General features: G+C 70.8%; 20 protein-coding genes. 15 read left to right on the top strand and 5 right to left on the bottom strand.

What is annotated here, in order from left to right; genetic code table 11:
• Entirely contained in the window at positions 1-825 is an 825-nt protein-coding gene (gene rnc / locus ACIRU3_RS21925) for a ribonuclease III (protein WP_404058607.1), read from the top strand.
• Positions 826-1,040: 215 nt separating this feature from the next.
• Positions 1,041-1,901, top strand: coding sequence for a bifunctional DNA-formamidopyrimidine glycosylase/DNA-(apurinic or apyrimidinic site) lyase (gene mutM, locus ACIRU3_RS21930; RefSeq protein WP_404058609.1), 861 nt, complete (start codon positions 1,041-1,043; stop codon positions 1,899-1,901).
• Positions 1,902-2,070: 169 nt separating this feature from the next.
• Here the strand turns inward: mutM and ACIRU3_RS21935 are convergent, their stop codons facing one another.
• On the bottom strand, positions 2,071-2,469 hold the full coding sequence (locus tag ACIRU3_RS21935; RefSeq protein ID WP_404058611.1) for a winged helix-turn-helix transcriptional regulator: 399 nt from the start codon (positions 2,467-2,469) through the stop codon (positions 2,071-2,073).
• A 127-nt stretch (positions 2,470-2,596) separates the two neighbouring features.
• Here ACIRU3_RS21935 and ACIRU3_RS21940 point away from each other — a divergent pair, with 127 nt between their 5' ends.
• Positions 2,597-3,181, top strand: a complete 585-nt coding sequence (locus ACIRU3_RS21940; protein ID WP_404058613.1) for a flavodoxin family protein — start codon at positions 2,597-2,599, stop codon at positions 3,179-3,181.
• Positions 3,182-3,260: 79 nt separating this feature from the next.
• Here the strand turns inward: ACIRU3_RS21940 and ACIRU3_RS21945 are convergent, their stop codons facing one another.
• Positions 3,261-4,364 carry a CAP domain-containing protein gene (locus tag ACIRU3_RS21945; protein ID WP_404058615.1) on the bottom strand — a complete coding sequence of 368 codons (1,104 nt, stop codon included), beginning with the start codon at positions 4,362-4,364 and terminating at the stop codon, positions 3,261-3,263.
• Between the two features lie 188 nt (positions 4,365-4,552).
• Between ACIRU3_RS21945 and ACIRU3_RS21950 the strand changes: the two genes are divergently transcribed.
• From ACIRU3_RS21950 to ACIRU3_RS21965, 4 genes are all read left to right on the top strand, one after another.
• Positions 4,553-4,834, top strand: a complete 282-nt coding sequence (locus ACIRU3_RS21950) for an acylphosphatase (protein WP_404058617.1) — start codon at positions 4,553-4,555, stop codon at positions 4,832-4,834.
• 384 nt (positions 4,835-5,218) lie between these two features.
• Positions 5,219-5,422, top strand: coding sequence for a hypothetical protein (locus ACIRU3_RS21955; protein ID WP_359061453.1), 204 nt, complete (start codon positions 5,219-5,221; stop codon positions 5,420-5,422).
• 244 nt (positions 5,423-5,666) lie between these two features.
• The gene (gene smc / locus ACIRU3_RS21960) at positions 5,667-9,221 is read left to right on the top strand and encodes a chromosome segregation protein SMC (RefSeq protein WP_404058619.1); all 3,555 of its coding nucleotides are present in this window, start codon (positions 5,667-5,669) and stop codon (positions 9,219-9,221) included.
• A 207-nt stretch (positions 9,222-9,428) separates the two neighbouring features.
• Complete coding sequence (locus tag ACIRU3_RS21965; RefSeq protein ID WP_404058621.1) at positions 9,429-10,844, top strand: sugar porter family MFS transporter; 1,416 nt, start codon at positions 9,429-9,431, stop codon at positions 10,842-10,844.
• A gap of 234 nt (positions 10,845-11,078) precedes the next feature.
• Here the strand turns inward: ACIRU3_RS21965 and ACIRU3_RS21970 are convergent, their stop codons facing one another.
• Positions 11,079-12,050, bottom strand: a complete 972-nt coding sequence (locus ACIRU3_RS21970; protein ID WP_404058623.1) for an LLM class flavin-dependent oxidoreductase — start codon at positions 12,048-12,050, stop codon at positions 11,079-11,081.
• Between the two features lie 99 nt (positions 12,051-12,149).
• Between ACIRU3_RS21970 and ACIRU3_RS21975 the strand changes: the two genes are divergently transcribed.
• The gene (locus tag ACIRU3_RS21975; RefSeq protein WP_404058625.1) at positions 12,150-12,350 is read left to right on the top strand and encodes a hypothetical protein; all 201 of its coding nucleotides are present in this window, start codon (positions 12,150-12,152) and stop codon (positions 12,348-12,350) included.
• Between the two features lie 6 nt (positions 12,351-12,356).
• On the opposite strand, the gene ACIRU3_RS21980 is transcribed toward ACIRU3_RS21975, so the two are convergent.
• Positions 12,357-13,808, bottom strand: coding sequence for a cytosine permease (locus ACIRU3_RS21980; protein ID WP_404058627.1), 1,452 nt, complete (start codon positions 13,806-13,808; stop codon positions 12,357-12,359).
• Positions 13,809-13,979: 171 nt separating this feature from the next.
• Between ACIRU3_RS21980 and ftsY the strand changes: the two genes are divergently transcribed.
• Positions 13,980-15,182, top strand: a complete 1,203-nt coding sequence (ftsY, locus tag ACIRU3_RS21985; RefSeq protein ID WP_404058629.1) for a signal recognition particle-docking protein FtsY — start codon at positions 13,980-13,982, stop codon at positions 15,180-15,182.
• A 98-nt stretch (positions 15,183-15,280) separates the two neighbouring features.
• Here the strand turns inward: ftsY and ACIRU3_RS21990 are convergent, their stop codons facing one another.
• Positions 15,281-15,943 carry a bifunctional DNA primase/polymerase gene (locus tag ACIRU3_RS21990; protein ID WP_404058631.1) on the bottom strand — a complete coding sequence of 221 codons (663 nt, stop codon included), beginning with the start codon at positions 15,941-15,943 and terminating at the stop codon, positions 15,281-15,283.
• A gap of 458 nt (positions 15,944-16,401) precedes the next feature.
• Between ACIRU3_RS21990 and ACIRU3_RS21995 the strand changes: the two genes are divergently transcribed.
• From ACIRU3_RS21995 to ftsH, 6 genes are all read left to right on the top strand, one after another.
• A complete protein-coding gene (locus ACIRU3_RS21995; RefSeq protein ID WP_404058633.1) occupies positions 16,402-17,880 on the top strand; it encodes a hypothetical protein in 1,479 nt (492 codons plus the stop codon).
• Between the two features lie 402 nt (positions 17,881-18,282).
• Complete coding sequence (locus tag ACIRU3_RS22000) at positions 18,283-19,626, top strand: ammonium transporter (protein WP_404058635.1); 1,344 nt, start codon at positions 18,283-18,285, stop codon at positions 19,624-19,626.
• Positions 19,623-19,961: a P-II family nitrogen regulator gene (locus tag ACIRU3_RS22005; protein ID WP_404058637.1), complete on the top strand. Its 339-nt coding sequence runs from the start codon at positions 19,623-19,625 to the stop codon at positions 19,959-19,961. The genes ACIRU3_RS22000 and ACIRU3_RS22005 overlap by 4 nt, the downstream gene beginning before the upstream one ends.
• A 26-nt stretch (positions 19,962-19,987) precedes the next feature.
• A complete protein-coding gene (locus ACIRU3_RS22010) occupies positions 19,988-22,438 on the top strand; it encodes a [protein-PII] uridylyltransferase (protein WP_404058639.1) in 2,451 nt (816 codons plus the stop codon).
• Between the two features lie 83 nt (positions 22,439-22,521).
• A complete protein-coding gene (gene ffh / locus ACIRU3_RS22015) occupies positions 22,522-24,069 on the top strand; it encodes a signal recognition particle protein (RefSeq protein WP_404058641.1) in 1,548 nt (515 codons plus the stop codon).
• 90 nt (positions 24,070-24,159) lie between these two features.
• Entirely contained in the window at positions 24,160-26,097 is a 1,938-nt protein-coding gene (gene ftsH, locus ACIRU3_RS22020; RefSeq protein WP_404058643.1) for an ATP-dependent zinc metalloprotease FtsH, read from the top strand.
• Positions 26,098-26,110: the final 13 nt, after the last annotated feature.

Raw genomic sequence — 26,110 nt, forward strand, 5'->3', positions numbered from 1 at the left:
GTGAGAGGCACCGTGTCCACTGCCAAGAAGGCGGATGACGCCAAGGCGGACCCAACCGCCAGGAAAAAGTCGGACAGCATGGCCTCGTCCCACACGCTTCTGGAAGGGCGGCTCGGCTATCAGCTCGAGTCCGCCCTTCTGGTGCGCGCGCTGACCCACCGTTCGTACGCATACGAGAACGGCGGTCTGCCGACGAACGAGCGGCTGGAGTTCCTCGGGGACTCCGTGCTCGGCCTCGTCGTCACGGACACGCTGTACCGCATCCACCCCGACCTGCCCGAAGGCCAGCTGGCCAAGCTGCGGGCCGCGGTGGTCAACTCGCGTGCGTTGGCGGAGGTCGGTCGCGGACTCGACCTGGGCTCCTTCATCCGGCTGGGCCGCGGTGAAGAGGGCACGGGCGGCCGGGACAAGGCGTCCATTCTCGCCGACACCCTTGAAGCGGTGATCGGCGCGGTCTATCTCGATCAGGGCCTCGACGCGGCGTCCGAGCTGGTGCACCGGCTCTTCGACCCGCTGATCGAGAAGTCCTCGAACCTCGGAGCCGGCCTGGACTGGAAGACCAGTCTCCAGGAGCTGACCGCGATCGAGGGGCTCGGCGTGCCCGAGTACCTGGTCACGGAGACCGGCCCCGACCACGAGAAGACCTTTACTGCTGCCGCCCGCGTCGGAGGCGTCTCGTACGGCACCGGCACCGGCCGCAGCAAGAAGGAGGCGGAGCAACAGGCCGCCGAGTCCGCCTGGCGGTCCATCCGGGCCGCCGCGGACGAGCGAGCCAAGGCGGCCAAGGAGACCGCCAAGGACGACACGTCGTCCACGCCCGCCTGACCGGACAACACCCGAGCGCCCGCCCCGCCGTCACAGGGGGCGGGCGCTCGGCCGTTCCCCTCCGGCTCGAGCGGCTCCGCGAGGAAGGGGATCGCGTCGTCGTCGCCGACGGACGGGTCGTGCCCACCGGCCCGGCGGACCGAGCGGACCCCCGGGATACGCTGCCCACAGCGCGTCCGCAGCCGCCCGAACCCGCAGCCGCCCGAAGGAGAACCGTGCCCGAGTTGCCCGAGGTCGAGGTCGTCCGGCGCGGTCTTGCGCGGTGGGTCGCCCGTCGCACCGTCGCCGACGTCGAGGTGCTGCACCCGCGCGCCGTGCGCCGGCACATCGCGGGCGCCGACGACTTCGCGCACCGCCTCAAGGGCCACCACATCGGTACGCCCAGCCGGCGCGGCAAGTACCTGTGGCTGCCGCTGGAGGAGACCAACCAGTCCGTGCTCGCCCACCTCGGCATGAGCGGTCAGCTGCTGGTGCAGCCGCACGAGACGCCGGACGAGAAGCATCTGCGCATCCGCGTCCGGTTCGCCGACGGCCTGGGCACCGAGCTGCGCTTCGTGGACCAGCGCACTTTCGGCGGTCTGTCGCTGCACGACAACACCCCCGACGGCTTGCCCGACGTCATCGCGCACATCGCCCGCGACCCCCTCGACCCGCTGTTCGACGACGAGGCCTTCCACCTGGCCCTGCGCCGCAAGCGGACCACCATCAAGCGGGCCCTGCTGGACCAGTCGCTGATCAGCGGGGTCGGCAACATCTACGCGGACGAGGCCCTGTGGCGCTCCCGCATCCACTACGAGCGCCCGACGGCCAACGTCACCCGCCCGCTCACGGCGGGGCTCCTCGCCGATGTCCGCGAGGTGATGAACGCGGCCCTCGCCGTCGGCGGCACCAGCTTCGACAGCCTGTACGTCAACGTCAACGGTGAGTCGGGCTACTTCGACCGGTCACTGGACGCGTACGGCCGTGAGGGCCTGCCCTGCAAACGGTGCGGCACACCCATGCGCCGCCGCCCCTGGATGAACCGGTCCAGCTACTTCTGCCCCAAGTGCCAGAGGCCGCCGAGAACGGCACGCTGAGGTGACTTCGCGCGTCCTGGGCACGGGCTTCGGCGCCGACACGGCCCGGGACGCGGTGACGAGTTCTCGACCGCTGTCCACTCCTCGGCCGCTGTCCACGTGAGCGATCCCCGTCCGGTCCGCGGACACGGCGGGCGCCGCGGACCGGACGGGCGCCGCGGCTGAGGTCTCAGGAAGACTCCCGGGCGTCGTACTCCTCGCGGGCCGCGAGGACGTCGTCCATCGAGCCCTCCACGCAGTGGATGAGGGCGAGCAGCCGCTCGGCGACCTGGTGGCCCAGAGGAGTCAGTTCGTAGTCCACGCGGGGCGGGTTGGTCGGCTGGGCCTCGCGGTGCACCAGGCCGTCGCGCTCCAGCGCGTGCAGGGTCTGGGACAGCATCTTCTCGCTCACGCCGTCGACGCGGCGGCGCAGCTCGTTGAAGCGCAGCGAGCCCTCGTGCAGCGCGCCGAGCGTCAGTCCGCCCCAGCGGCCCGTGACGTGCTCCAGCGTGCCGCGCGACGGACATGCCTTGGCGAACACGTTGTAGGCGAGGTCGTCCTGTTCCTGCTCCTGGGTCATGCCGGTCATGGCGCAAGCGTACGCGAGTGCAGCGCTAGCGGGCAGGTTGCGCTAACCATAAGTTAGTGCTTTCCTGTGGTCACTGCCTTCGAGCTGCCCGTTCGGGCTATTCGAGTGCCCAAGAGGAGCAATCATCGTGACCACCCCTGTTGTGTCCATCGCCTACCACTCCGGCTACGGCCACACCGCCGTGCTCGCGGAGGCCGTCCGCGCCGGTGCCGCCGAAGCCGGTGCCGAGGTGCACCTGATCAAGGTGGACGAGATCACCGACGAGCAGTGGGAGACGCTGGACCGCTCGGACGTGATCGTCTTCGGCTCTCCCACCTACATGGGCACCGCGTCCGGCGCCTTCCACGTCTTCGCCGAGAAGTCCTCCCAGCGCTGGTTCGGGCAGGACTGGAAGGACAAGCTGGCGGCCGGCTTCACCAACTCCGGCTCCAAGAGCGGTGACAAGCTGCACACCCTGCAGTTCTTCCAGATCCTCGCCGGCCAGCACGGCATGCACTGGGTCAACCTCGGTCTGCACCCCGGCTGGAACAACAGCGAGGGCTCCGAGCACGACCTCAACCGCCTCGGCGTCTTCGCGGGCGCGGCCGCCCAGACCAACGTGGACCAGGGCCCGGAGGGCGTGCACAAGGCCGACGTGGCCACGGCCGAGCACCTGGGCCGCCGGGTGACGGAGACGGCGAAGGTGTTCGCGCGGGGGCGGGTCGCCGCGTAACGGGCTCGGTGCCCGACGAGCCCTGCCCATGGCCCCGAGCCGCCCAGGGCGACGATCAGGCCTCTGACCTGCGGTTCTCCTAGAAACCGAAGTCCTGTGTCCACCAAGGGCCACCGGACCCGAGGTGCACGCCGACGCCGAGGGTCTTGAAGTCGCAGTTCAGGATGTTGGCGCGGTGGCCGGGGCTTTTCATCCAGGCCTCCATCACGGCCGCCGCGTCCGCCTGGCCGCGGGCTATGTTCTCGCCGCCGAGACCGACTATGCCCGCCTTCGCGGCCCGGTCCCACGGGCCGGCCCCGTCCGGGTCGGTGTGGTCGAAGAAGTCACGCCCGGCCATGTCGCCGCTGAGGGCTTCGGCCAGCTTGGTCAGGGAGGAGTTCGCCGAGAGCGCGCTGCAGCCGACCTTCGCCCGCTCCTCGTTGACCAGCTTCAGCACCTCGGCCTCGGCGGCGGCCTCCGTCGACACCGTCACCGGCGGGGAGGACGCCGCCGGCGCCTTGGTCGCCTTGTGGGGCGGGGTGCCCTTCGACTTGGAGGGCGGGACGGCCGGCTCGGGCTTCTTCGACGGAGCCTTCGTCGGGGCGGCGGTGGAGGCAGACGCGGACGCGGAGGCCGAGGCGGACGGGGCGCTCGGCGAGGCCGAGCCCCCGGCGCCGCCGGCGGCGGGCGTGCCACCGCCCGGGCTGCTCACGCTGCCCGAGGTGCCGCCCTGCTCGCCGGCCGTGTTGCTCGGGGAGTCGACGGCCTGCACCCGGTCGCCGCCGGTGGTGCTCGTACCGCCGCCGAGCCGGTAGTTCTCCAGCCCGGGCACCACACCCGTGGCCACCGCGACCGTGCCGAGGGCGACGGCGGCGGAGACCCCGAGCAGACCCGTTCGCACCGGCTTCGCGGCCTTCTTCCTGCGCCGGTGCCGGGACGAGCCGCCGTCCGGAGTGAAGTCGCCCCCGCCGAAACCGGCCGGCGACGACATGTCCTCCATGGCGAACAGGTAGGCCGTGCTTCTGGCGTCGGCCTCGGCGTACGCCTCCGGGTTCAGATAGGGCGCGATGCCCATGGGGGAGCGGCCACCCGTGTACGAGTCCTGCGGGGTCCCGCCGTCCATGACGGAGCGGTGCGTGTGTGTGACCCCCGTGGCGCGGCCCGTGGCGGCGCGGCCGGCGGCTGAGCGTCGGTGGCGTCCCATGTCCTTGCCCTCTTCCTCGTCTCGCGGTCGACCGGTGCCTCGGTGTCGCGGTGCTGAGTGACTCCCTCTGGGCAAACCGGCTCACTCGATCGAGTGAGTTTCATATGAGAATCATTGCGTCGGGACGGTACCGCATGGCGCAGAGGGGGGACGTGTCCCGAGCGATATTGGGCAGTTAGGTTGCAGCCATGAGCGAGGATGTACGACTGGTCGCCTGGGTTCGCGGACGTGTCCAAGGTGTGGGTTTCCGCTGGTTCACGCGGGCGAAGGCGCTGGAGATCGGCGGCCTGAGTGGTTTTGCTCTCAATCTGGGCGACGGCCGCGTCCAGGTGGTGGCGGAGGGAGCGCGCGCGGGCTGCGAGGGGCTGCTGGACTGGCTCCAGGCCGGCGACACGCCCGGGCGGGTGGACGGTGTCACCGAGATCTGGGACACACCCCGGGGTGGCTACGACGGCTTCGCCATCCGCTGAACCGATTCTCTGGAGCCCCGCAGGTCGGCCCGCTCATTTCCGCCCCTGGCACCTGTCCGACAGCGGAAATGGGCTGGTGGTTGCCAACAAGAGTCCGGCATGGGAGGCTCCGCTGATACAGCTGATCGTCACGCCCTGAGGGCCCCCGCAGGAATCGCAGCGCCGCCGTCCACCGGCCGCGTGCGCCGGGTTTGCCCGCCATTGCAGGGCGTGATCGTGTTGACCGTCAAACTTTTTGGTGAGACGCTGAAAGCCCCGCGCACCTTAGCTGTTTGGCATGTAGGAACGGCAGAGCAACACTCGAATATGCCAGGCACCGCGGGTGCGAATCCCTCACGACCCACACCGCATCGGTCGGTCACTCAGTGTGGAGGACCATCCATCATGGCAAAGGCGCTTCTCGGTTACGTCGGCGGCTCCGACCCTCGACTCCTCGCCGAGATGCGACGGCTGCAGCAGCGCGTCCAGGACCTGGAGTCCGAGCTCGTACGGATCCAGGCCGAAAACGACGAGCTGACGGCTGCCGCCTCTCAGGACAGGATCATGGAGAGCATCGACGCACACCAGGCGGAGCCTGCGCTCACCTGATCGCTGCATCGCTCCACGACAGCAGTCGCAGCGGTTGGGCTGCCGGTATCAACCGCATCGTTGTCAGACAGATTGAAACTCAGTTGTCAGAGTTGCAAGGGACGCTTCGGCGTCCCTTCTTTCTTTCTCCGTGCATCCTTTCACCCTCTTTAACGTCTGGTGTGCCCTGCATGTTCAATGGCGAAACCGTGGGGTTGCGAGTGTTCGTGGAGTGAGATAGCGGCGCCGGGTAGAGTCCAGCGGCGTGCACCTCAAGGCCCTGACCCTCCGCGGGTTCAAGTCGTTCGCCTCGGCGACCACGCTCCGGTTCGAACCGGGGATCACGTGTGTCGTCGGCCCGAACGGCTCGGGCAAGTCCAACGTCGTGGACGCGCTCAGCTGGGTCATGGGCGAGCAGGGCGCCAAGTCGCTGCGCGGCGGCAAGATGGAGGACGTCATCTTCGCCGGCACCACCGGCCGCCCTCCGCTGGGCCGCGCCGAGGTGTCCCTGACCATCGACAACTCCGACGGGGCGCTGCCCATCGAGTACGCCGAGGTCACCATCACGCGGATCATGTTCCGCAACGGCGGCAGCGAGTACCAGATCAACGGCGACACCTGCCGCCTCCTGGACATCCAGGAACTCCTGTCCGACTCCGGCATCGGCCGCGAGATGCACGTCATCGTCGGCCAGGGCCAGCTCGACTCCGTCCTGCACGCGGATCCGATGGGCCGCCGGGCCTTCATCGAAGAGGCCGCGGGAGTCCTGAAGCACCGCAAGCGCAAGGAGAAGGCGCTGCGGAAACTGGACGCGATGCAGGCCAACCTCGCGCGCGTGCAGGACCTCACCGACGAGCTGCGCCGCCAGCTGAAGCCGCTCGGCCGCCAGGCGGCGGTCGCCCGCAGGGCCGCCGTCATCCAGGCCGATCTCCGCGATGCGCGCCTCAGGCTGCTCGCCGACGACCTCGTACGACTGCGCGAGGCCCTGAAGACAGAGATCGCCGACGAGGCGGCCCTGAAGGAGCGGAAGGATGCCGCCGAGCAGGAACTGAAGAAGGCGCTCCAGCGGGAGGCCCTGCTGGAGGACGAGGTACGGCAGCTCACACCACGCCTCCAGCGCGCCCAGCAGACCTGGTACGAGCTGTCCCAGCTGGCCGAACGCGTGCGCGGCACCGTCTCGCTTGCCGACGCCCGGGTGAAGAGCGCCACCTCCGCACCCCCCGAGGAGCGGCGCGGCCGTGACCCCGAGGACATGGAGCGCGAGGCCGCCCGCATCCGCGAGCAGGAGGCCGAGCTGGAGGCGGCCCTGGAGGCGGCCCAGCGCGCCCTCGACGACACCGTCGCCCACCGCGCCGAACTGGAGCGCGCCCTCACCGTCGAGGAACGCCGCCTCAAGGACGTCGCCCGCGCCATCGCCGACCGCCGCGAAGGGCTGGCCCGCCTCTCCGGGCAGGTGAACGCGGCCCGCTCGCGCGCCGCTTCCGCCCAGGCCGAGATCGACCGGCTGGCCGCCGCCCGTGACGAGGCCCAGGAGCGCGCCGTCCGGGCCCAGGAGGAGTACGAGGCCCTGCAGACCGAGGTCGACGGCCTGGACGCGGACGACGCCGACCTCGCCGAACAGCACGAGGCGGCGAAACGGCAGCTCGCCGAGGCCGAGTCCGCGCTGAGCGCGGCCCGCGAGGCGGCCACCGCGGCCGAGCGCAGGCGCGCCGCGACCCAGGCCCGCCACGAGGCACTGGCGCTGGGCCTGCGCCGCAAGGACGGCACCGGAATACTGCTGGCGGCCCGGGACCGGCTCACCGGAGTACTGGGTCCGGCGGCGGAGCTGCTGACGGTGGCCCCCGGTCACGAGGTCGCGCTCGCCGCCGCCTTCGGTGCCGCCGCCGACGCCGTCGCCGTGTCCAGCCCGTCCTCCGCCGCCGAGGCGATCCGGCTGCTGCGCAAGCAGGACGGAGGCCGCGCCACCCTGCTGCTCAGCGGGGCGCCCGACGGCCAACCGCAGCAGCCGCGCCCCGACGGGCCCCCGTTCGCCGCCGACCTGGTCCGCGGCCCCGCCGAACTCATGACTGCCGTGCGCCGCCTGCTGCGCGGGATCGTCGTCGTCGGAACCCTGGAGGACGCCGAGGACCTCGTCTACGCGCACCCCGAGCTGACCGCCGTCACCGCCGAGGGCGACCTGCTCGGCGCGCACTTCGCGCACGGTGGGTCGGCCGGGGCGCCCAGTCTGCTGGAGGTGCAGGCCTCCGTGGACGAGGCGGCCGCGGAGCTGGAGGAGCTGGCCGTGCGCTGCGCGGAGCTGTCCGAGGCGCAGCACGCGGCGGCCGGGCTGCGCACCGGGGCCGCCGCGCTGGTGGAGGAGCTGGGGGAGCGGCGGCGGGCCGCCGACCGGGAGAAGTCGTCCGTGGCCCAGCAGCTCGGCCGGCTCGCCGGGCAGGCGCGCGGCGCCGCCGGGGAGGCCGAGCGGTCGGCCGCGGCCGCCGCACGCGCGCAGGAGGCGCTGGAGAAGGCCGTGCAGGAGGCCGAGGAGCTGGCGGAACGGCTGGCGGTCGCCGAGGAGATGCCGGTCGAGGAGGAGCCCGACACCTCGGTGCGGGACCGGCTCTCCGCCGACGGCGCCAACGCCCGGCAGACCGAGATGGAGGCCCGGCTTCAGGTCCGTACGCACGAGGAACGCGTCAAGGGACTCGCGGGGCGGGCCGACTCGCTGGACCGGGCCGCCCGCGCGGAACGCGAGGCACGCGCGCGTGCCGAGCAGCGGCGGGCCCGGCTGCGGCACGAGGCGGCCGTGGCCGAGGCCGTCGCCTCCGGTGCCCGGCAGCTGCTCGCGCACGTCGAGGTGTCCCTGGCCCGCGCCGAGCGGGAGCGGGCCGTCGCCGAGGCCGCCAAGGCCGCGCGGGAGCAGGAGCTGACCGCGGCGCGTACCGCCGGGCGCGATCTCAAGGGTGAACTCGACAAGCTGACGGATTCGGTGCACCGGGGCGAGGTGCTCGGGGCCGAGAAGCGGCTGCGGATCGAGCAGCTGGAGACCAAGGCGCTGGAGGAGCTGGGCGTCGAGCCGGCGGGGCTGATGACGGAGTACGGCCCGCACCAGCTGGTGCCGCCCTCGCCCCCCGCCGAGGGCGAGGAGCTGCCCGAGGACCCCGAGCATCCGCGCAACCGGCCCAGGCCCTTCGTGCGGGCCGAGCAGGAGAAGCGGCTCAAGGCTGCCGAGCGGGCCTACCAGCAGCTGGGCAAGGTCAATCCGCTGGCGCTGGAGGAGTTCTCGGCGCTGGAGGAGCGGCACAAGTTCCTCAGCGAGCAGCTGGAGGACCTGAAGAAGACCCGGGCCGACCTTCTCCAGGTGGTGAAGGAGGTGGACGAGCGCGTCGAGCAGGTCTTCACCGAGGCCTACCGGGACACCGCACGCGAGTTCGAGGGCGTGTTCAGCCGCCTCTTTCCGGGCGGCGAGGGACGTCTGGTGCTGACCGACCCCGACAACATGCTCACCACGGGCGTGGACGTCGAGGCCCGGCCGCCGGGCAAGAAGGTCAAGCGGCTCTCGCTGCTGTCGGGCGGCGAGCGGTCGCTGACGGCGGTGGCGCTGCTGGTGTCGATCTTCAAGGCCCGGCCGAGCCCGTTCTATGTCATGGACGAGGTCGAGGCCGCCCTGGACGACACCAACCTCCAGCGGCTGATCCGGATCATGCAGGAGCTGCAGGAGGCCTCGCAGCTGATCGTGATCACGCACCAGAAGCGCACGATGGAGGTCGCCGACGCGCTCTACGGCGTCTCCATGCAGGGCGACGGTGTGTCGAAGGTCATCTCCCAGCGCCTTCGCTAGACCCGTGCCTCTTGCACCTATCCTCACCTGCGCTTCCCGTCAGCTTCACTTCTTGAACTCAAAGGTCGATTCGTGCGCTAAAAAGTCACATCACTTGAACTATTGACTTCGAAACTTGAAGACATAGTCTCTGCAACGTTGCTTTTACCTTCAGGTTGAAGGGCTCACCCCCACCCGGCAGCGTTGCCGTGGCCCCAGGAGTTTTTCGTGACCAGCACAGCGCAGGCACCTCAGTCAGGAGCCAGGACGGCTCACCCCGAGCATCTCGGGCACGTCATCTTCATCGCGGCGGCCGCCGCCATGGGCGGTTTCCTGTTCGGCTACGACAGCTCCGTGATCAACGGCGCCGTCGAGGCCATCCGGGACCGCTATGACATCGGCTCCGCGGCGCTGGCCCAGGTCATCGCCATCGCCCTGATCGGCTGCGCCATCGGTGCCGCGACCGCCGGCCGGATGGCCGACCGCATCGGCCGCATCCGGGTCATGCAGATCGCCGCCCTGCTGTTCACGGTCAGCGCCGTCGGTTCGGCACTGCCCTTCTCGCTGTGGGACTTCGCCCTCTGGCGCGTCGTCGGCGGCTTCGCCATCGGCATGGCCTCGGTGATCGGCCCCGCCTACATAGCCGAGGTCGCCCCGCCGGCCTACCGCGGCCGCCTCGGCTCCTTCCAGCAGGCCGCGATCGTCATCGGCATCGCCATCTCCCAGCTGGTCAACTGGGGTCTGCTCAACGCCTCCGGCGGCGACCAGCGCGGCAAGCTGATGGGCCTCGAGGCCTGGCAGGTCATGCTCGGAGTGATGGTCGTCCCGGCCGTCCTGTACGGCCTGCTCTCCTTCGCGATCCCCGAGTCCCCGCGCTTCCTCATCTCCGTCGGCAGGCGTGAGCGCGCCCGCGAGATCCTCGCCGAGGTCGAGGGCGACATCGACCTGGACGCCCGCGTCGCCGAGATCGAGCACGCGATGACCAGCGAGCACAGGTCCACGTTCAAGGACCTGCTCGGTGGCGGCTTCTTCTTCAAGCCGATCGTCTGGGTCGGCATCGGCCTGTCGGTCTTCCAGCAGTTCGTCGGCATCAACGTCGCGTTCTACTACTCCTCGACGCTGTGGCAGTCGGTCGGTGTCGACCCGACGGACTCGTTCTTCTACTCCTTCACGACGTCGATCATCAACATCGTCGGCACCGTGATCGCGATGATCTTCGTGGACCGCGTCGGCCGCCGTCCGCTCGCGCTCATCGGCTCGGTCGGCATGGCCGTCGGCCTCGCGCTGGAGGCCTGGGCCTTCTCGTACCACCTGGTGGACGGCAAGCTGCCCGCCACCCAGGGCTGGATCGCCCTGGTCGCCGCCCACGTGTTCGTCCTCTTCTTCGCCCTGTCCTGGGGCGTGGTCGTCTGGGTCATGCTCGGCGAGATGTTCCCGAACAGGATCCGCGCCGCCGCCCTGGGCGTGGCCGCCGCCGCGCAGTGGCTCGCCAACTGGGCCATCACCGCGAGCTTCCCGTCGCTGGCCGACTGGAACCTGTCCGGCACCTACGTGATCTACACGGTCTTCGCCGCGCTCTCCGTCCCGTTCGTCCTGAAGTTCGTCAAGGAGACGAAGGGCAAGGCGCTGGAGGAGATGGGGTAACTCCCGCAGTCCCGAGGAGACGGGCCAAGTCCCCGCTGCCCTTCTCCTCGTACCGTCCGCCGCCCCCGGCCCGGCCACTGCCCGGACCGGGGGCGGCGGTGTCGTCTGCGCAGGCTCACCGGACGACGCCGTGGGACCCGGGCCGCCGGGCGCTTGTCCGGCACGGGGAGGATCCGGGCACCCGGCGAGCGCACCGGGTCCGCTCCCTCCACTTCGCGGCGTTGTCGCCGCAGGTCAGCCGCTCAGCCCCGGAAGCACCCGCTCCGCGAACAGCCGCAGGCTCCGCCACCCCTCCTCCACCGGCATCCCGCCCGCCAGCGGATGCAGGACGAGACTGTCCAGCCCCTGGGCCACGCACTGCTCCGGGGTGACGATCCGGTAGACGCCCTCGGCGCGCAGCTCCTCGACGGTCGTGGCCGCCGACCGCACCGCCGAGCGGATGTCGCGGGACTGCCAGGAGGCGTACGTCCGGGCCTCGTGCAGGAAGTGCTCGCCGTACTCGGCCCACGACCGGTCCGGGTCCTCGGAGAGATGCAGCAGCGGTGTCTCGGCGGCGGGCATCATCGTCCAGCCCTCGGTGCCGTGCACGGTGAGCTGCTCCTTGTAGTACGACTCCAGCTCCGGCAGATGCGCGCTCGGGAAGAACGGCAGGCCGAGCCGGGCGGCCCGGCGGGCGGCGGCCTTCGAGGAACCGCCGACCAGCAGCAGGGGATGCGGATCGGTGTACGGGCGCGGGGTGAGCCGTACCGTACGGCCCCGGTACTCGAACTCCTCGCCGGTCCACGCCTTCAGCAGGGTCTCCAGCAGCTCGTCCTGGAGCCGGCCCCGCCGCTTCCAGTCCACGTCGAACAGGGCGTACTCCTCGGGCCGGTAGCCGATACCGGCCACCGTCACCAGCCGCCCGCCGCTCAGCAGATCCAGCACCGCGATCTCCTCGGCCAGCCGCAGCGGATCGTGCAGCGGGCCGATCACCGCGGACACCGTCACCGCGATCCTGCGGGTCGCCCCGAACACCGCACCCGCGAAGGCGAAGGGCGAAGGGAGCCAGTTGTTGTCGGCGCCGTGGTGCTCCTCGGTCTGCACGGTGCTGATCCCGTGCTCGTCCGCGTACGCGGCCATCTCCAGGGCGGCCCGGTAGCGGGCGGCGAGCGCGGCGGGGGTGGCGCCGGGAGCAACGAGGTTGAACCGTACGACCGTGACGGGCATGGGAAGTCCCCCTCCGGTGCGACTTGTCGGAGGGGGACGGTAGCTGACGGCACGTCAGATGGCCATGGATGCGGCACGGGACGGCCGTAGGCTCACCCCATGACCGATCCCGAACCCACGGATGCGCAGGCAGAGGCGGCGCGGGGGCATATCGCCCTCTGGCTCGACCCGGAGGACGCGCGATGGCTCGCCCGCCACTGCTGCTGCCCGGACGACGCGGCGGAGGAGACGCATGACCGCTGTCTCCGCCTCCGCTTCCGGGCGAGCGTGGCCCTGCACCGGAGCGGACTGCACGGCTGAGACCGCTCAGACGCCGGCGGCCGCGGGCTCCTCGACGGGCTCGGCGGCCTTCTCGGGGGTCACCACCGCCGGCTTCGGCAGCGCCAGGTAGAGCAGGCCGGAGATCACGATCGTGGCGACCCAGCCGAGGCCGTACTCGCCGACGACGTTGTTCTTCGCCAGCGGGCCGGTGAACCAGTCCGAGGTGGTGAACATCAGGCCGCCCACCAGGCCGATCGCCCAGGCGGCCACCGCGGCGGGGGAGAAGCCGCCCCGGTACCAGTAGGCACTGGTGCGCGTGGTGTCGGTCATGGCCCGGCCGTCGTACTCGGTCCGGCGGAGCATGTCCGCGCCGAACACACCGACCCAGGCGGAGAAGGCCACCGCGAGCAGGGAGAGGAAGGCGATGAAGGAGCCCATGAAGCTCGTCGCCACCAGCATCAGCACCCCGCCGAAGATCAGCGAGATCACGGCGTTGACCGAGACCGCCCAGTGCCGCGGCACCCTGAAGCCGAGGGTCTGCGCGGTGAAGCCGGCGGAGTACATCGACATCGAGTTGATCAGCAGCATGCCGATCAGCGCGATCAGCAGATACGGCACCGCGATCCAGGTCGGCAGGATCTCGCCGAGGAAGGACACCGGGTCGGAGGCCGAGGCCAGGTCCGGCGTGGACACGGCCATCACCACGCCCATCAGCACCATCGGCAGGACGACGATCCCGGCGCCGCCCACCGCCGTGCCCACGATCGCCTTCGACGACGCCGTGCGCGGCAGATAGCGGGTGAAGTCCGGTGCCGACGGGATCCAGCTGACGCCGCCCGCCGCGATCATGCCGATACCGGTGATCACCGCGGCCGTGGAACCGGCTCCGTGGTCCATCACCTTCGACCAGTCCGTGTTCACCGCCAGGTACACCAGGACCAGGACCGAGAAGACACCGAAGAAGTAGGTCGCGTACTTGTTGCACCTCTGGACGGCGTTGATGCCCAGCCCGGAGATCGCGAAGGTCGCGACCACGAAGACCAGCAGCATCACCATGTCCAGCACGCTGTTGGCCTTGATCCCGAGCACGATGTCCAGGATGGTGAGCATCGCGTAGGCGCCGGTCACCGCGTTGATCGTCTCCCAGCCCCAGCGGGCGACCCAGATCAGCGAACCGGGCAGCAGATTGCCGCGCTGCCCGAACACCGCCCGCGACAACGCCATGCCGGGCGCCCCGCCGCGCTTGCCCGCGATGCCGATCAGCCCGACCAGGCCGTACGACACGATCGGCGCGGCGACCGCGACGACGAGCGCCTGCCAGATGTTCAGGTGGTATGCCACCACCAGGCTCGCGCCCATGGTGAGCAGCAGCACGCTGATGTTGGCGCCGACCCAGGTCGGAAACAGCTCCCGGGTTCTCGCGGTGCGCTCGTGGTCGGGTACCTGCTCGATGCCACGGGTCTCGAGAGCGCCTTCGGTCTCGGCTGTCTTGCTCATGAAGAAGGATGCCTAGGGGTGGGGGAACTGGGGACGTGGGGACTCTACGCGCGTCGACAGAGTCGCTGCCATCGTACTTTGGTCCGACTCCTCGCTGTACGGGTCGTTTGTCTCTCGGAGGAAGACACAAGCCGGGCTCTGCCGTAACCCATGGCTGATACTGGACGGGTTATGGAAACCGTCATCCTTGCTGTAGTCATCGCCGTGGTCGTGCTCGGCGCGCTCGGCGGGCTCATCATCGGCAGCCGGCGCCGGAAGCCGCTGCCCCCGCCGCCGCCCGCCGCGCCCGACATCACCGCGCCACCGGCCGAGCCGCATGTCGGCGAAGAGGCCGAGACGCCGCGCGACGAACCGCGCCGGACGATCGAGGAGGTGGATCTCCCCGGCGGCTCGGCACCGGTCGCCGTGGAGGAGCCCCCCACTGTCGAGGCTCCCGAGATCGAGATCCCGGAGCCCACCGCCGGGCGGCTGGTCCGCCTGCGCACCCGCCTGTCCCGCTCGCAGAACGCCCTGGGCAAGGGCCTGCTCACGCTGCTGTCCCGCGAGCACCTCGACGAGGACACCTGGGAGGAGATCGAGGACACGCTGCTCACCGCGGACGTCGGCGTCCAGCCGACCCAGGAGCTGGTCGAGGGCCTGCGCGAGCGCGTCAAGGTGCTCGGCACCCGCACGCCGGAGGAGCTGCGTGGCCTGCTGCGCGCGGAGCTGCTCAAGCTGGTCGGCACCGACGCCGACCGCACGGTGAAGACCGAGCCCGAGGACCGCAAGCCCGGCATCGTGATGGTCGTAGGCGTCAACGGCACCGGCAAGACCACCACCACCGGCAAGCTCGCCCGCGTCCTGGTCGCCGACGGCCGCACGGTCGTCCTCGGCGCCGCCGACACCTTCCGGGCCGCCGCCGCCGACCAGCTGCAGACCTGGGGCGAGCGCGTCGGCGCCTACACCGTGCGCGGGCCGGAGGGCGGCGACCCCGCCTCCGTCGCCTTCGACGCGGTCAAGGAGGGCAAGGAGATGGGGGTCGACGTCGTCCTCATCGACACCGCCGGCCGCCTGCACACCAAGACCGGTCTCATGGACGAGCTGGGCAAGGTCAAGCGCGTGGTCGAGAAGCACGCGCCGCTGGACGAGGTGCTGCTCGTCCTCGACGCCACCACCGGCCAGAACGGTCTGGTGCAGGCCCGTGTGTTCGCCGAGGTCGTGGACATCACCGGCATCGTGCTGACCAAGCTGGACGGCACGGCGAAGGGCGGCATCGTGGTCGCGGTCCAGCGCGAGCTGGGGGTGCCGGTCAAGCTGGTCGGCCTCGGCGAGGGCTCGGACGACCTGGCGCCCTTCGAGCCCGAGGCGTTCGTGGATGCCCTTATCGGCGACTGAGCACCGGGTGCGTCCACCCGCCGCTTCGAGGAAGCGCCCGCTCCCAAGGTGCAGTTGGGGGCGGGCGCTTCGCCCTGTGCGGCGCCTCTACGGTGTGCTCACGCCCGCGCCCGCGACCGGTGTGCCACATACGCCAGCGTGCCCAGCAGCAGCCGGGCCGCCGGCGGCCGGGTCGCCGCGTCCAGCGCCGGCGGCCGCAGCCAGCGCACCGGACCGAGGCCGCCCCGGTCGGAGGGCGGGGCGGTGACGTACGCGCCCGGGCCGAGCCCGCGCAGATCCAGGGCGGACGGGTCGTCCCAGCCCATGCGGTAGAGCAGCTCGGGGAGCTCGGCGGCGGCGCCCGGGGCGACGAAGAAGTGGGCGCGGCCGTCCGGGGTCGCGGTGACCGGGCCGAGCGGGAGGCCCATGCGCTCCAGACGGACCAGGGCGCGGCGCCCGGCGGGCTCGGCGACCTCGATCACGTCGAACGCGCGCCCGACGGGCAGCATTGCCGACGCGCCCGGGAACTCGCCCCAGGCCTTGCTCACCTCGTCGAGCGTGGCCCCGGCCGGCACCTGGGGCGCGAAGTCGAGAGGATGTGCACCCGGCGCCCGGCACTCTCCGTGTCCGCAGGAGCAGGCGCCCGCCGCGGCCCGTGCGCCCGGCACCACGTCCCAGCCCCACAGCCCGGTGAACTCGGCGACGGCGGTGCACTCCGACGAGCGGCCGCGCCGACGCGTGCCGGAGCGGATCTCGCGAATGCCGCCGATCGTGAAGCCCATGCCCCCTCCAACGGGTCCGGCGCGCCGGTGGTTACGAAACGGAACGAGACGAAAGCGGAACGTGACGCTACGGCTCCGACTTCCCTCATTCCCGTGAGGCCAAGACGGCGCATTGCAGCACCACGGGTGGTGCACCGGGGTTCGCGCGCCCTGGCGTGCGTCACTCCGCCTACTTCCGGTCGTCCTGTGTCAAGTGAATCGCGTGCGGGCGACCGTGAGTTCATTCGAAGGGGTGGCGAATGGTGGCGTTTCAGGGATCGCCATGGCTGGGTCGGTGATCGTAGGATTACTGTGAGTGTGCGAGGCCTGGGGGCACATGCACCTGTGGGTATGCCGGAGGCAAGTCGTCACCTAGTTCGAAGGGTGAGAACCGGCGGACAGGAAGCCGTATTTACCGGCATTCTGATAGGGCTTGGCGCATTCGGGCGACAAGTGGTCTCAGGGATGGGGGCGTTCCAGTGGGCGGCAACGGCGGTAGCGGGACGAACGCTGACAAGCGCCCCAACGAGCTGCTCGGCTCGTGGTTCGTGCGCAGTGGCTGGTCCAAGGGCGAGCTGGCCCGCCAAGTGAACCGCAGGGCCCGTCAGTTGGGTGCCAACCACATCTCCACGGACACCTCGCGGGTGCGCCGCTGGCTGGACGGGGAGAACCCGCGCGAGCCGATCCCGCGGATCCTCTCCGAGCTGTTCTCCGAGCGCTTCGGCTGTGTCGTCTCCATCGAGGACCTCGGTCTGCGCGCCGCCCGCCAGGCACCCTCCGCGTCCGGTGTCGACCTGCCCTGGACGGGCCCGCAGACGGTGGCCCTGCTCAGCGAGTTCTCGCGCAGCGACCTGATGCTGGCGCGGCGCGGCTTCCTCGGGACCTCGCTGGCCCTGTCCGCGGGCCCGTCCCTCATCGAGCCCATGCAGCGCTGGCTCGTGCCGACCCCCTCCTCGCCGGTCCCGCCCGAGCCGGAACCCGCCTTCGAGTCCCGCAGGCCCGGCCGGCTGTCCAAGCCCGAGCTGGACCTGCTGGAGTCCACCACCCGGATGTTCCGCCAGTGGGACGCCCAGTGCGGCGGCGGTCTGCGCCGCAAGGCGGTCGTCGGCCAGCTGCACGAGGTCACCGACCTCCTCCAGGAACCGCAGCCCGAGGCCACCACCCGCAAGCTCTTCAAGGTCGCCGCAGAACTCGCCGAACTCGCCGGCTGGATGTCGTACGACGTCGGGCTCCAGCCCACCGCGCAGAAGTACTTCGTCCTCGCCCTGCACGCCGCCAAGGAGGCCGGCGACAAGCCGCTCGGCTCCTACGTCCTCTCCAGCATGAGCCGCCAGATGATCCATCTGGGCCGGCCCGACGACGCCCTGGAGCTGATCCACCTCGCCCAGTACGGCAGCCGCGACTGCGCGAGCCCGCGCACCCAGTCCATGCTGTATGCGATGGAGGCCCGCGCCTACGCCAACATGGGCCAGCCCGGCAAATGCAAGAGGGCGGTCCGGATGGCCGAGGACACCTTCGGCGAGGCCGACGAGTGGGACGAGCCGGACCCCGACTGGATCCGCTTCTTCTCCGAGGCCGAGCTGTACGGGGAGAACTCCCACTCCTTCCGCGACCTCGCCTACGTCGCCGGACGCAGCCCCACCTACGCCTCGCTGGCCGAGCCGCTGATGCAGCGCGCGGTGGAGCTGTTCGCCAAGGACGGCGAGCACCAGCGGTCGTATGCGCTGAACCTGATCGGGATGGCCACCGTGCACCTGCTCGAGCGCGAGCCCGAGCGCAGCACGGAGTACGCCTCGCAGGCCATGCAGATCGCGAAGAAGGTCCGCTCCGAGCGTGTGAACACTCGTATCCGAAAGACGGTCGACACGGCCGTGCGCGACTTCGGTGATCTCGCCGCCGTGGTCGACCTCACCGATCAGCTCGCCGTCGACCTGCCGGAGACCGCCGAAGCGGTCTGACCACCGCAGGACACGCATGCCCCGGCCGCGGCCGGTCCTCCCGAACTGCCCGACTCGGCTCCCCCATGCCAGGTCATCGAGAGGCCGCCGCGGCCGGCCTCTTTTGTGCGCCCGAGCCGGGGCCCTCCCGTTGACGCGGCTGCTCGCCGTCGTGGTTCATCCGCGCGTGGTTGCGGTGCCACTCGCGATGGTTGCGTCACGATAACGATCGGCGCGCCGGACATCCGGCAGTTCATGCACGCGTAACACGCCAGGTGCCTTCGTCACCCCTGCGAAACAACGAGGGGCGTCCACCGAAACCGCGCTGCGCCAATCTCATGGCGCATAACCGGCCCACCCCTCACTGACCGGACCGCTCAGGCACCGCCCGCACGGGGCCGTACAACCGACGAGGAGACGCCGATGGCACCAGCCATCACGCTTGCCGCGGAGGCACCCAAACTGTCATCCGCAAACACAGGCTTCATGCTCATCTGTTCCGCCCTGGTGCTGCTCATGACCCCGGGTCTGGCCTTCTTCTACGGGGGCATGGTCCGGGTCAAGAGCACCCTCAACATGCTGATGATGAGCTTCATCAGCATGGGCATCGTCACCATTCTGTGGGTGCTCTACGGCTTCTCCCTCGCCTTCGGCACGAACAACAGCCTCATCGGCTGGAACTCCGACTGGCTCGGGCTCAGCAACATCGGCCTGACGGAGCTGTGGGACGGCTACACCATCCCGATCTTCGTCTTCATGGTCTTCCAGCTGATGTTCGCGATCATCACCCCGGCCCTGATAAGCGGCGCCCTCGCGGACCGCGTCAAGTTCTCGGCGTGGTCGCTGTTCATCGCCCTGTGGGTCACCGTCGTCTACGTCCCGGTCGCCCACTGGGTCTGGGGTGCCGACGGCTGGGCCTACAAGCTCGGTGTGATCGACTTCGCCGGTGGTACGGCGGTCCACATCAACGCGGGTGCCGCGGCGCTCGGCGTGATCCTGGTCATCGGCAAGCGCGTCGGCTTCAAGAAGGACCCGATGCGCCCGCACAGCCTCCCGCTGGTCATGCTCGGCGCAGGGCTCCTGTGGTTCGGCTGGTTCGGCTTCAACGCGGGCTCGTGGCTCGGCAACGACGACGGCGTCGGCGCGCTGATGTTCGTCAACACGCAGGTCGCCACCGCCGCCGCCATGCTGGCCTGGCTCGCCTACGAGAAGATCCGGCACGGCGCGTTCACCACGCTGGGCGCCGCCTCCGGCGCGGTCGCCGGTCTGGTCGCCATCACCCCCTCCGGTGGCGCGGTCTCCCCGCTGGGCGCGATCGCCGTCGGCGCCATCGCCGGTGTCGCCTGCGCCGCGGCCGTCGGCCTGAAGTTCCGGTTCGGCTACGACGACTCGCTCGACGTCGTCGGCGTCCACATGGTCGGCGGCATCATCGGCTCCCTGCTCATCGGCTTCTTCGCCACCGGCAAGGGCCAGTCCACCGCGACGGGCGTCTTCTACGGCGACCACTCCTTCAGTCAGCTGTGGAAGCAGTGCGCCGGTGTCGGCGCGGTCCTCGCCTACTCCCTGATCGCCTCCGCGGTCCTGGCCTTCCTGATCGACAAGACCATCGGGATGCGGGTTTCCGAGGACGAGGAGATCTCGGGCATCGACCAGGCGGAGCACGCCGAGACCGCATACGACTTCAGCGGCACCGGCGGCGGTGTCATCGGCTCCGTCGCGGGCTCCTCGGCCGCGGCCGCCGCGCAGAACAAGAAGGTGGACGCATGAAGCTCATCACCGCCGTCGTCAAGCCCCACCGGCTTGACGAGATCAAGGAGGCGCTGCAGGCCTTCGGCGTCCACGGGCTGACGGTCACCGAAGCGAGCGGTTACGGTCGTCAGCGGGGCCACACCGAGGTCTACCGTGGTGCCGAGTACACCGTCGACCTGGTCCCCAAGATCCGCATCGAGGTGCTGGCCGAGGACGGCGACGCCGAGCAGCTGATCGAGGTCATCGTCAAGGCGGCCCGCACCGGCAAGATCGGTGACGGCAAGGTGTGGTCCCTGCCGGTCGAGACGGCTGTCCGGGTCCGCACCGGCGAGCGCGGCCCGGACGCGCTCTGACACGACAGAAGGACAGGAGTCGCTGGGTGACGCGTACGGATGTGCCGAAAGAAGCGGATGGCCCGGGACCCAGTGGCTACGCGGCGGCCCGGCTGCGCCTCCTCACCGAGGGGGCGCGGTCCGGGCCGCCGCGCCGTACCGCCCTCGCCGAGCTGACCGACGACTGGCTCGCCGGACTCTTCACCGCGGCGGCCGGGCAGCTCAGGGGCGTCTCCCTCGTCGCCGTCGGCGGCTACGGCCGCGGCGAGCTGTCCCCGCGCAGCGACCTCGACCTCCTGCTGCTGCACGACGGCAGCGACCTCGGTACGGTCGCCGCCGTGGCCGACCGCCTCTGGTATCCCGTCTGGGACCTCGGCCTCGCCCTCGACCACTCCGTACGCACCCAGGCGGAGGCCCGCAAGACGGCCGGCGAGGATCTGAAAGTCCAGCTCGGCCTTCTGGACGCGCGCCACCTCGCCGGCGACCTGGCCCTCACCGCAGGTCTGCGCACGGCCGTCCTGGCCGACTGGCGCAACCAGGCCCCCAAACGCCTCCCCGAACTCCAGGAACTGTGCGGCGAGCGCGCCGAACGCCAGGGCGAGCTGCAGTACCTCCTGGAACCCGACCTCAAGGAGGCCCGCGGCGGCCTCAGGGACGCCACCGCCCTGCGCGCCGTGGCCGCATCCTGGCTGGCCGACGCCCCCCGCGAGGGCCTCGCGGACGCGCGCCGGCGCCTGCTCGACGTCCGGGACGCCCTGCACCTGGCCACCGGCCGGGCCACCGACCGGCTCGCGCTGCAGGAACAGGACCAGGTGGCGGCCGAGCTGGGCCTGCTGGACGCCGACACCCTGCTGCGGCAGGTGTACGAAGCCGCGCGCGTGATCTCGTACGCCAGTGATGTCACCTGGCGCGAGGTGGGGCGCGTGCTGCGCTCGCGGGCCGTCCGTCCGCGGCTGCGCGCCATGCTGGGCGGCGGCAAGCCCGTCCCCGAGCGCTCCCCGCTGGCCGAGGGTGTGGTGGAACAGGACGGCGAGGTGGTGCTCGCCCGCGCCGCGCGCCCTGACCGCGACCCCGTGCTCCCGCTGCGTGCCGCGGCCGCCGCCGCACAGGCCGGACTCCCGCTCTCTCTGCACGCCGTACGGCGCATGGCCGCCGCCGCACGCCCCCTGCCCACACCCTGGCCCGCGGAGGCACGTGAACAGCTGGTCACCCTGCTCGGCTCCGGCCGCCCGACCATCGATGTCTGGGAGGCCCTGGAAGCGGAGGGCCTGATCAGCCACCTGCTGCCGGACTGGGAACGGGTCCGCTGCCGCCCGCAGCGCAACGCCGTCCACCTCTGGACCGTGGACCGGCACCTGATCGAGACCGCGGTCCGTGCCTCCGAGCTGACCCGCCGCGTCAGCCGCCCCGACCTTCTCCTCGTCTCCGCGCTGCTGCACGACATCGGCAAGGGCTGGCCCGGCGACCACTCCGTGGCCGGTGAGATCATCGCCAAGGACGTGGCCGCGCGGATCGGCTTCGACCGCGCGGACGTGGCGGTGCTGTCCACCCTCGTACGGCACCATCTGCTGCTGATCGAGACGGCCACCCGGCGCGACCTGGAGGACCCCGCGACCGTCCGCTCCGTCGCCGAGGCCGTCGGCACCCAGAGCACCCTGGAACTGCTGCACGCCCTCACCGAGGCGGACGCCCTCGCCACCGGCCCCGCCGCCTGGTCGTCCTGGCGCGGTTCCCTCGTCACCGACCTGGTGCGACGCGTCGGCGCCGTCCTCGCCGGTGCCGCACCCGACGAACCCGAACCGGTCGCGCCCACCGCCGAGCAGGAACGCCTCGCCATCGAGGCCTTCCGCACCCGCAGCCCGGTCCTCGCCCTGCGCGCACAGACGGAACCGGTCTCGGGGGATGAACCCTCCGCGGAGGCCGAGCCGCTCGGCGTGGAGCTGCTCATCGCCGTACCGGACCAGCCCGCCGTACTGCCCGCGGTCGCCGGCGTCCTCGCCGTGCACCGCCTGACCGTCCGTACGGCCGGGCTGCGGGCCCTGCGCCTGCCCGACGACGTCGATGACGGCTCGGTCCTGCTGCTGAACTGGCGGGTCGCCGCCGAGTACGGCTCCCTGCCGCAGGCCACCCGGCTGCGAGCCGACCTCGTCCGCGCCCTCGACGGCTCCCTGGACATCGCGGGCCGCCTCGCCGAGCGGGACGCGGCCTACCCGCGCCGCCGCGGCTGGGTGGCCCCGCCGCCACGTGTGACGGTGGCCCCGGCGGCCTCCCACCACGCCACGGTGATCGAGGTGCGGACGCAGGACGCTCCAGGGCTGCTGTTCCGGATCGGGTTGGCTCTGGAGAAGGCCGGGGTGCGGGTGCGCAGCATGCACGTCAGCACCCTGGGGGCCAACGCGGTCGACGCCTTCTACGTCACCACCGGCACCGGCGCGCCCCTGCCGGCCCAGGACGCGAATTCGCTGGCCCGGGCACTGGAGGAGACCCTGCGGGGATGACCCTTCCCCGATGAGTTCACCGCCGGGATACCCTGGAGGGCGATTCCCAGCAGCCATCACCGACCCCGAGGACCGCGAGCGCCGTGTTCGACACTCTCTCCGATCGCCTGTCAGCGACTTTCAAGAACCTGCGCGGCAAGGGACGGCTCTCCGAGGCGGACATCGACGCCACCGCGCGTGAGATCCGTATCGCGCTCCTCGAGGCGGACGTGGCTCTGCCCGTGGTGCGCACGTTCATCAAGAACGTCAAGGAGCGCGCGCTCGGCGCGGAGGTCTCCAAGGCGCTGAACCCGGCCCAGCAGGTCCTGAAGATCGTCAACGACGAACTGGTCACCATCCTCGGTGGCGAGACCCGGCGCCTGCGCTTCGCCAAGCAGCCCCCCACCGTGATCATGCTGGCGGGTCTGCAGGGTGCCGGTAAGACCACCCTCGCGGGCAAGCTCGGCCGGTGGCTGAAGGAACAGGGCCACTCGCCGCTGCTCGTGGCCGCCGACCTCCAGCGCCCGAACGCCGTGAACCAGCTGAGCGTCGTCGCCGAGCGCGCCGGTGTCGCCGTCTACGCCCCGGAGCCGGGCAACGGCGTCGGCGACCCGGTCAAGGTCGCCAGGGACTCCATCGAGTTCGCGAAGTCCAAGGTCCACGACATCGTCATCGTGGACACCGCGGGCCGCCTCGGTATCGACCAGGAGATGATGCAGCAGGCCGCGGACATCCGCGATGCCGTCTCCCCGGACGAGATCCTGTTCGTCGTCGACTCGATGATCGGTCAGGACGCGGTCAACACCGCCGAGGCCTTCCGCGACGGCGTCGGCTTCGACGGTGTGGTGCTCTCCAAGCTCGACGGTGACGCCCGCGGTGGCGCGGCCCTGTCGATCCGCCAGATCACCGGCAAGCCGATCATGTTCGCGTCGAACGGCGAGAAGCTGGACGAATTCGACGCGTTCCACCCTGACCGGATGGCCTCCCGCATCCTCGACATGGGTGACCTGCTCACCCTGATCGAGCAGGCGGAGAAGACGTTCAGCCAGGAAGAGGCCCAGAAGATGGCCTCGAAGCTGGCGTCCAAGAAGGGCCAGGACTTCACCCTGGACGACTTCCTGGCCCAGATGGAGCAGGTCAGGAAGATGGGCTCCATCTCCAAGCTGCTCGGCATGCTCCCCGGCATGGGCCAGATCAAGGACCAGATCAACAACCTGGACGAGCGGGAAGTCGACCGCATCGGCGCGATCATCAAGTCGATGACCCCGGGCGAGCGCCAGGAACCGACGATCATCAACGGTTCCCGCCGCGCCCGTATCGCCAAGGGCTCCGGTGTCGAGGTCAGCGCGGTCAAGAACCTGGTCGAGCGGTTCTTCGAGGCCCGCAAGATGATGTCCCGCATGGCCCAGGGCGGCGGCATGCCGGGAATGCCCGGGATGCCGGGCATGGGCGGCGGTCCCGGCCGGACGAAGAAGCAGCCGAAGAAGGCCAAGGGCAAGCAGCGCTCCGGCAACCCGATGAAGCGCAAGCAGCAGGAGCTGGAGGACGCCCAGCGCCGCGAGGCCGCGGCCCAGAGCGGCGCCCTCGGGCTGCCGCAGCAGGGCGGTCAGGACTTCGAGCTGCCGGACGAGTTCAAGAAGTTCATGGGCTGAGTCCCGCTTGTACGTCCCTGGGGGCGCTCCCTCGCGGAGGGGGCGCCCCCAGCGCATGCCGTCGTCCGTTGTGTGTCGTAACGTCCAGATATGAGCAATGCGGCGCCCCCACGCAAGGCCCCTGACCAGCCGTGGCGCGCCGAGGGCACACCGGACGAGTCGCCCCGGCGGCCCGGCGGCGGACTGCGGGGCGGCAAATGGTGGGGCCTGCTCGTCACCGCGGTGATCGTCTTCCTGCTGGCCTACGTCGGACTGAACTACCTCGGCCAGGGCAACGAGCCGACGATCTCGTACACGGAGTTCAGCAAGGAGGTCGGCGACGGCAACGTCGCCAAGATCTACTCCAAGGGCGACGCGATCCAGGGCCAGCTCAAGAGCCCCCGCGCCAATCCCGACGGCGGCGGCGACTACACCAAGTTCAGGACGCAGCGGCCGGCCTTCGCCGACGACAGGCTGTGGCAGAACCTGAGCAGCCACGGTGTCACGGTGACGGCACGGCCGGTCGTCCAGGAGCGCAGCTTCCTGTCCAACCTGCTGATCTCGCTGATCCCGATCGTGATCCTGGTCGCGGTGTGGATCTTCTTCAGCCGGCGGATCCGCGCCGGCCTGGGCGGCGCGGGCGGCATGTTCGGCCGCAAGGCACCCCCCAAACCGGTCGAGCTGCGCCCGGGCACCGGGCGGACGACCTTCGCGGACGTGGCCGGCATCGACGAGGTCAAGGGCGAGCTGGACGACGTCGTCGACTTTCTGAAGCACCCCGACACCTACCGCAGGATGGGCGCGAAGCTGCCGCGCGGTGTGCTGCTCGCGGGTTCGCCCGGTACCGGCAAGACCCTGCTGGCACGAGCGGTCGCGGGGGAGGCCGGCGTGCCCTTCTTCTCCGCGTCGGCATCCGAGTTCATCGAGATGATCGTCGGAGTCGGTGCGTCCCGCGTCCGCGAGCTGTTCGCCGAGGCCCGCAAGGTGGCACCGTCGATCATCTTCATCGACGAGATCGACACCATCGGACGGGTGCGCGCCGGCGGCGCCTCGATGAGCGGCCACGACGAGCGCGAGCAGACGCTGAACCAGATCCTCACGGAGATGGACGGCTTCTCGGGCTCTGAGGGCGTGATCGTGATCGCGGCGACGAACCGCGCGGACATCCTGGACCCGGCGCTGACCAGGCCCGGCCGCTTCGACCGGGTGGTCAGCGTGGCCCCGCCGGACCGCGGCGGCCGCGAGTCGATCCTGCGGATCCACACCAGGGAGATTCCGCTCGCCACCGACGTGGACCTGACCCAGCTGGCACGGGTGACCCCGGGCATGACAGGGGCGGATCTGGCCAATCTCGCCAACGAGGCCGCTCTGCTCGCGGTCAAGCGCAAGCAGGAGCAGGTGACCCGGGCGGATCTGTCCGAGGCCCTGGAGAAGGTCCAGCTGGGCGCCGAACGCACCCTCGTGATGCCCGAGGAGGACCGCCGTCGCACCGCGTACCACGAGAGCGGCCACGCCCTCCTCGGCATGCTGCAGCCCGGCGCCGACCCCGTCCGCAAGATCACCATCGTTCCGCGCGGCCGGGCGCTCGGCGTGACGATGTCCACGCCCGAGGTGGAGCGGTACGCGCACTCGGAGGAGTACCTGCGCGGTCGCATCATCGGCGCCCTGGGCGGCATGGCGGCGGAGGAGGTCGTCTACGGCGTCGTCACCACGGGCGCGGAGAACGACCTCGAACAGGTCACCAACATCGCCCGCGGGATGGTGGCCCGCTGGGGCATGAGCGAGCGCGTCGGCCGCCTGTCCGCCCTTCCGAGCGACGCCCAGCAGGCCTACGGGCTGTCGGCCGCTCCGCAGACCCTCGACGTGATCGACAGCGAGATGCGCCGGATCGTCGACGCCTGTTACGAGGAGGCCTGCCGCAAACTCCGCGATCACCGCGGCCAGCTGGACGCGCTGGCGCAGGCGCTCCTGGACAACGAGACGCTGGAGGAGGCGGAGGCCTACCGCATCGCCGGGATCACCCGTCTCGCCAAGGACTCCGAGGCCTGAGGCGTGTCCGACG

Source organism: Streptomyces sp. NPDC101151, from assembly GCF_044768335.1.
Lineage (GTDB): Bacteria > Actinomycetota > Actinomycetes > Streptomycetales > Streptomycetaceae > Streptomyces.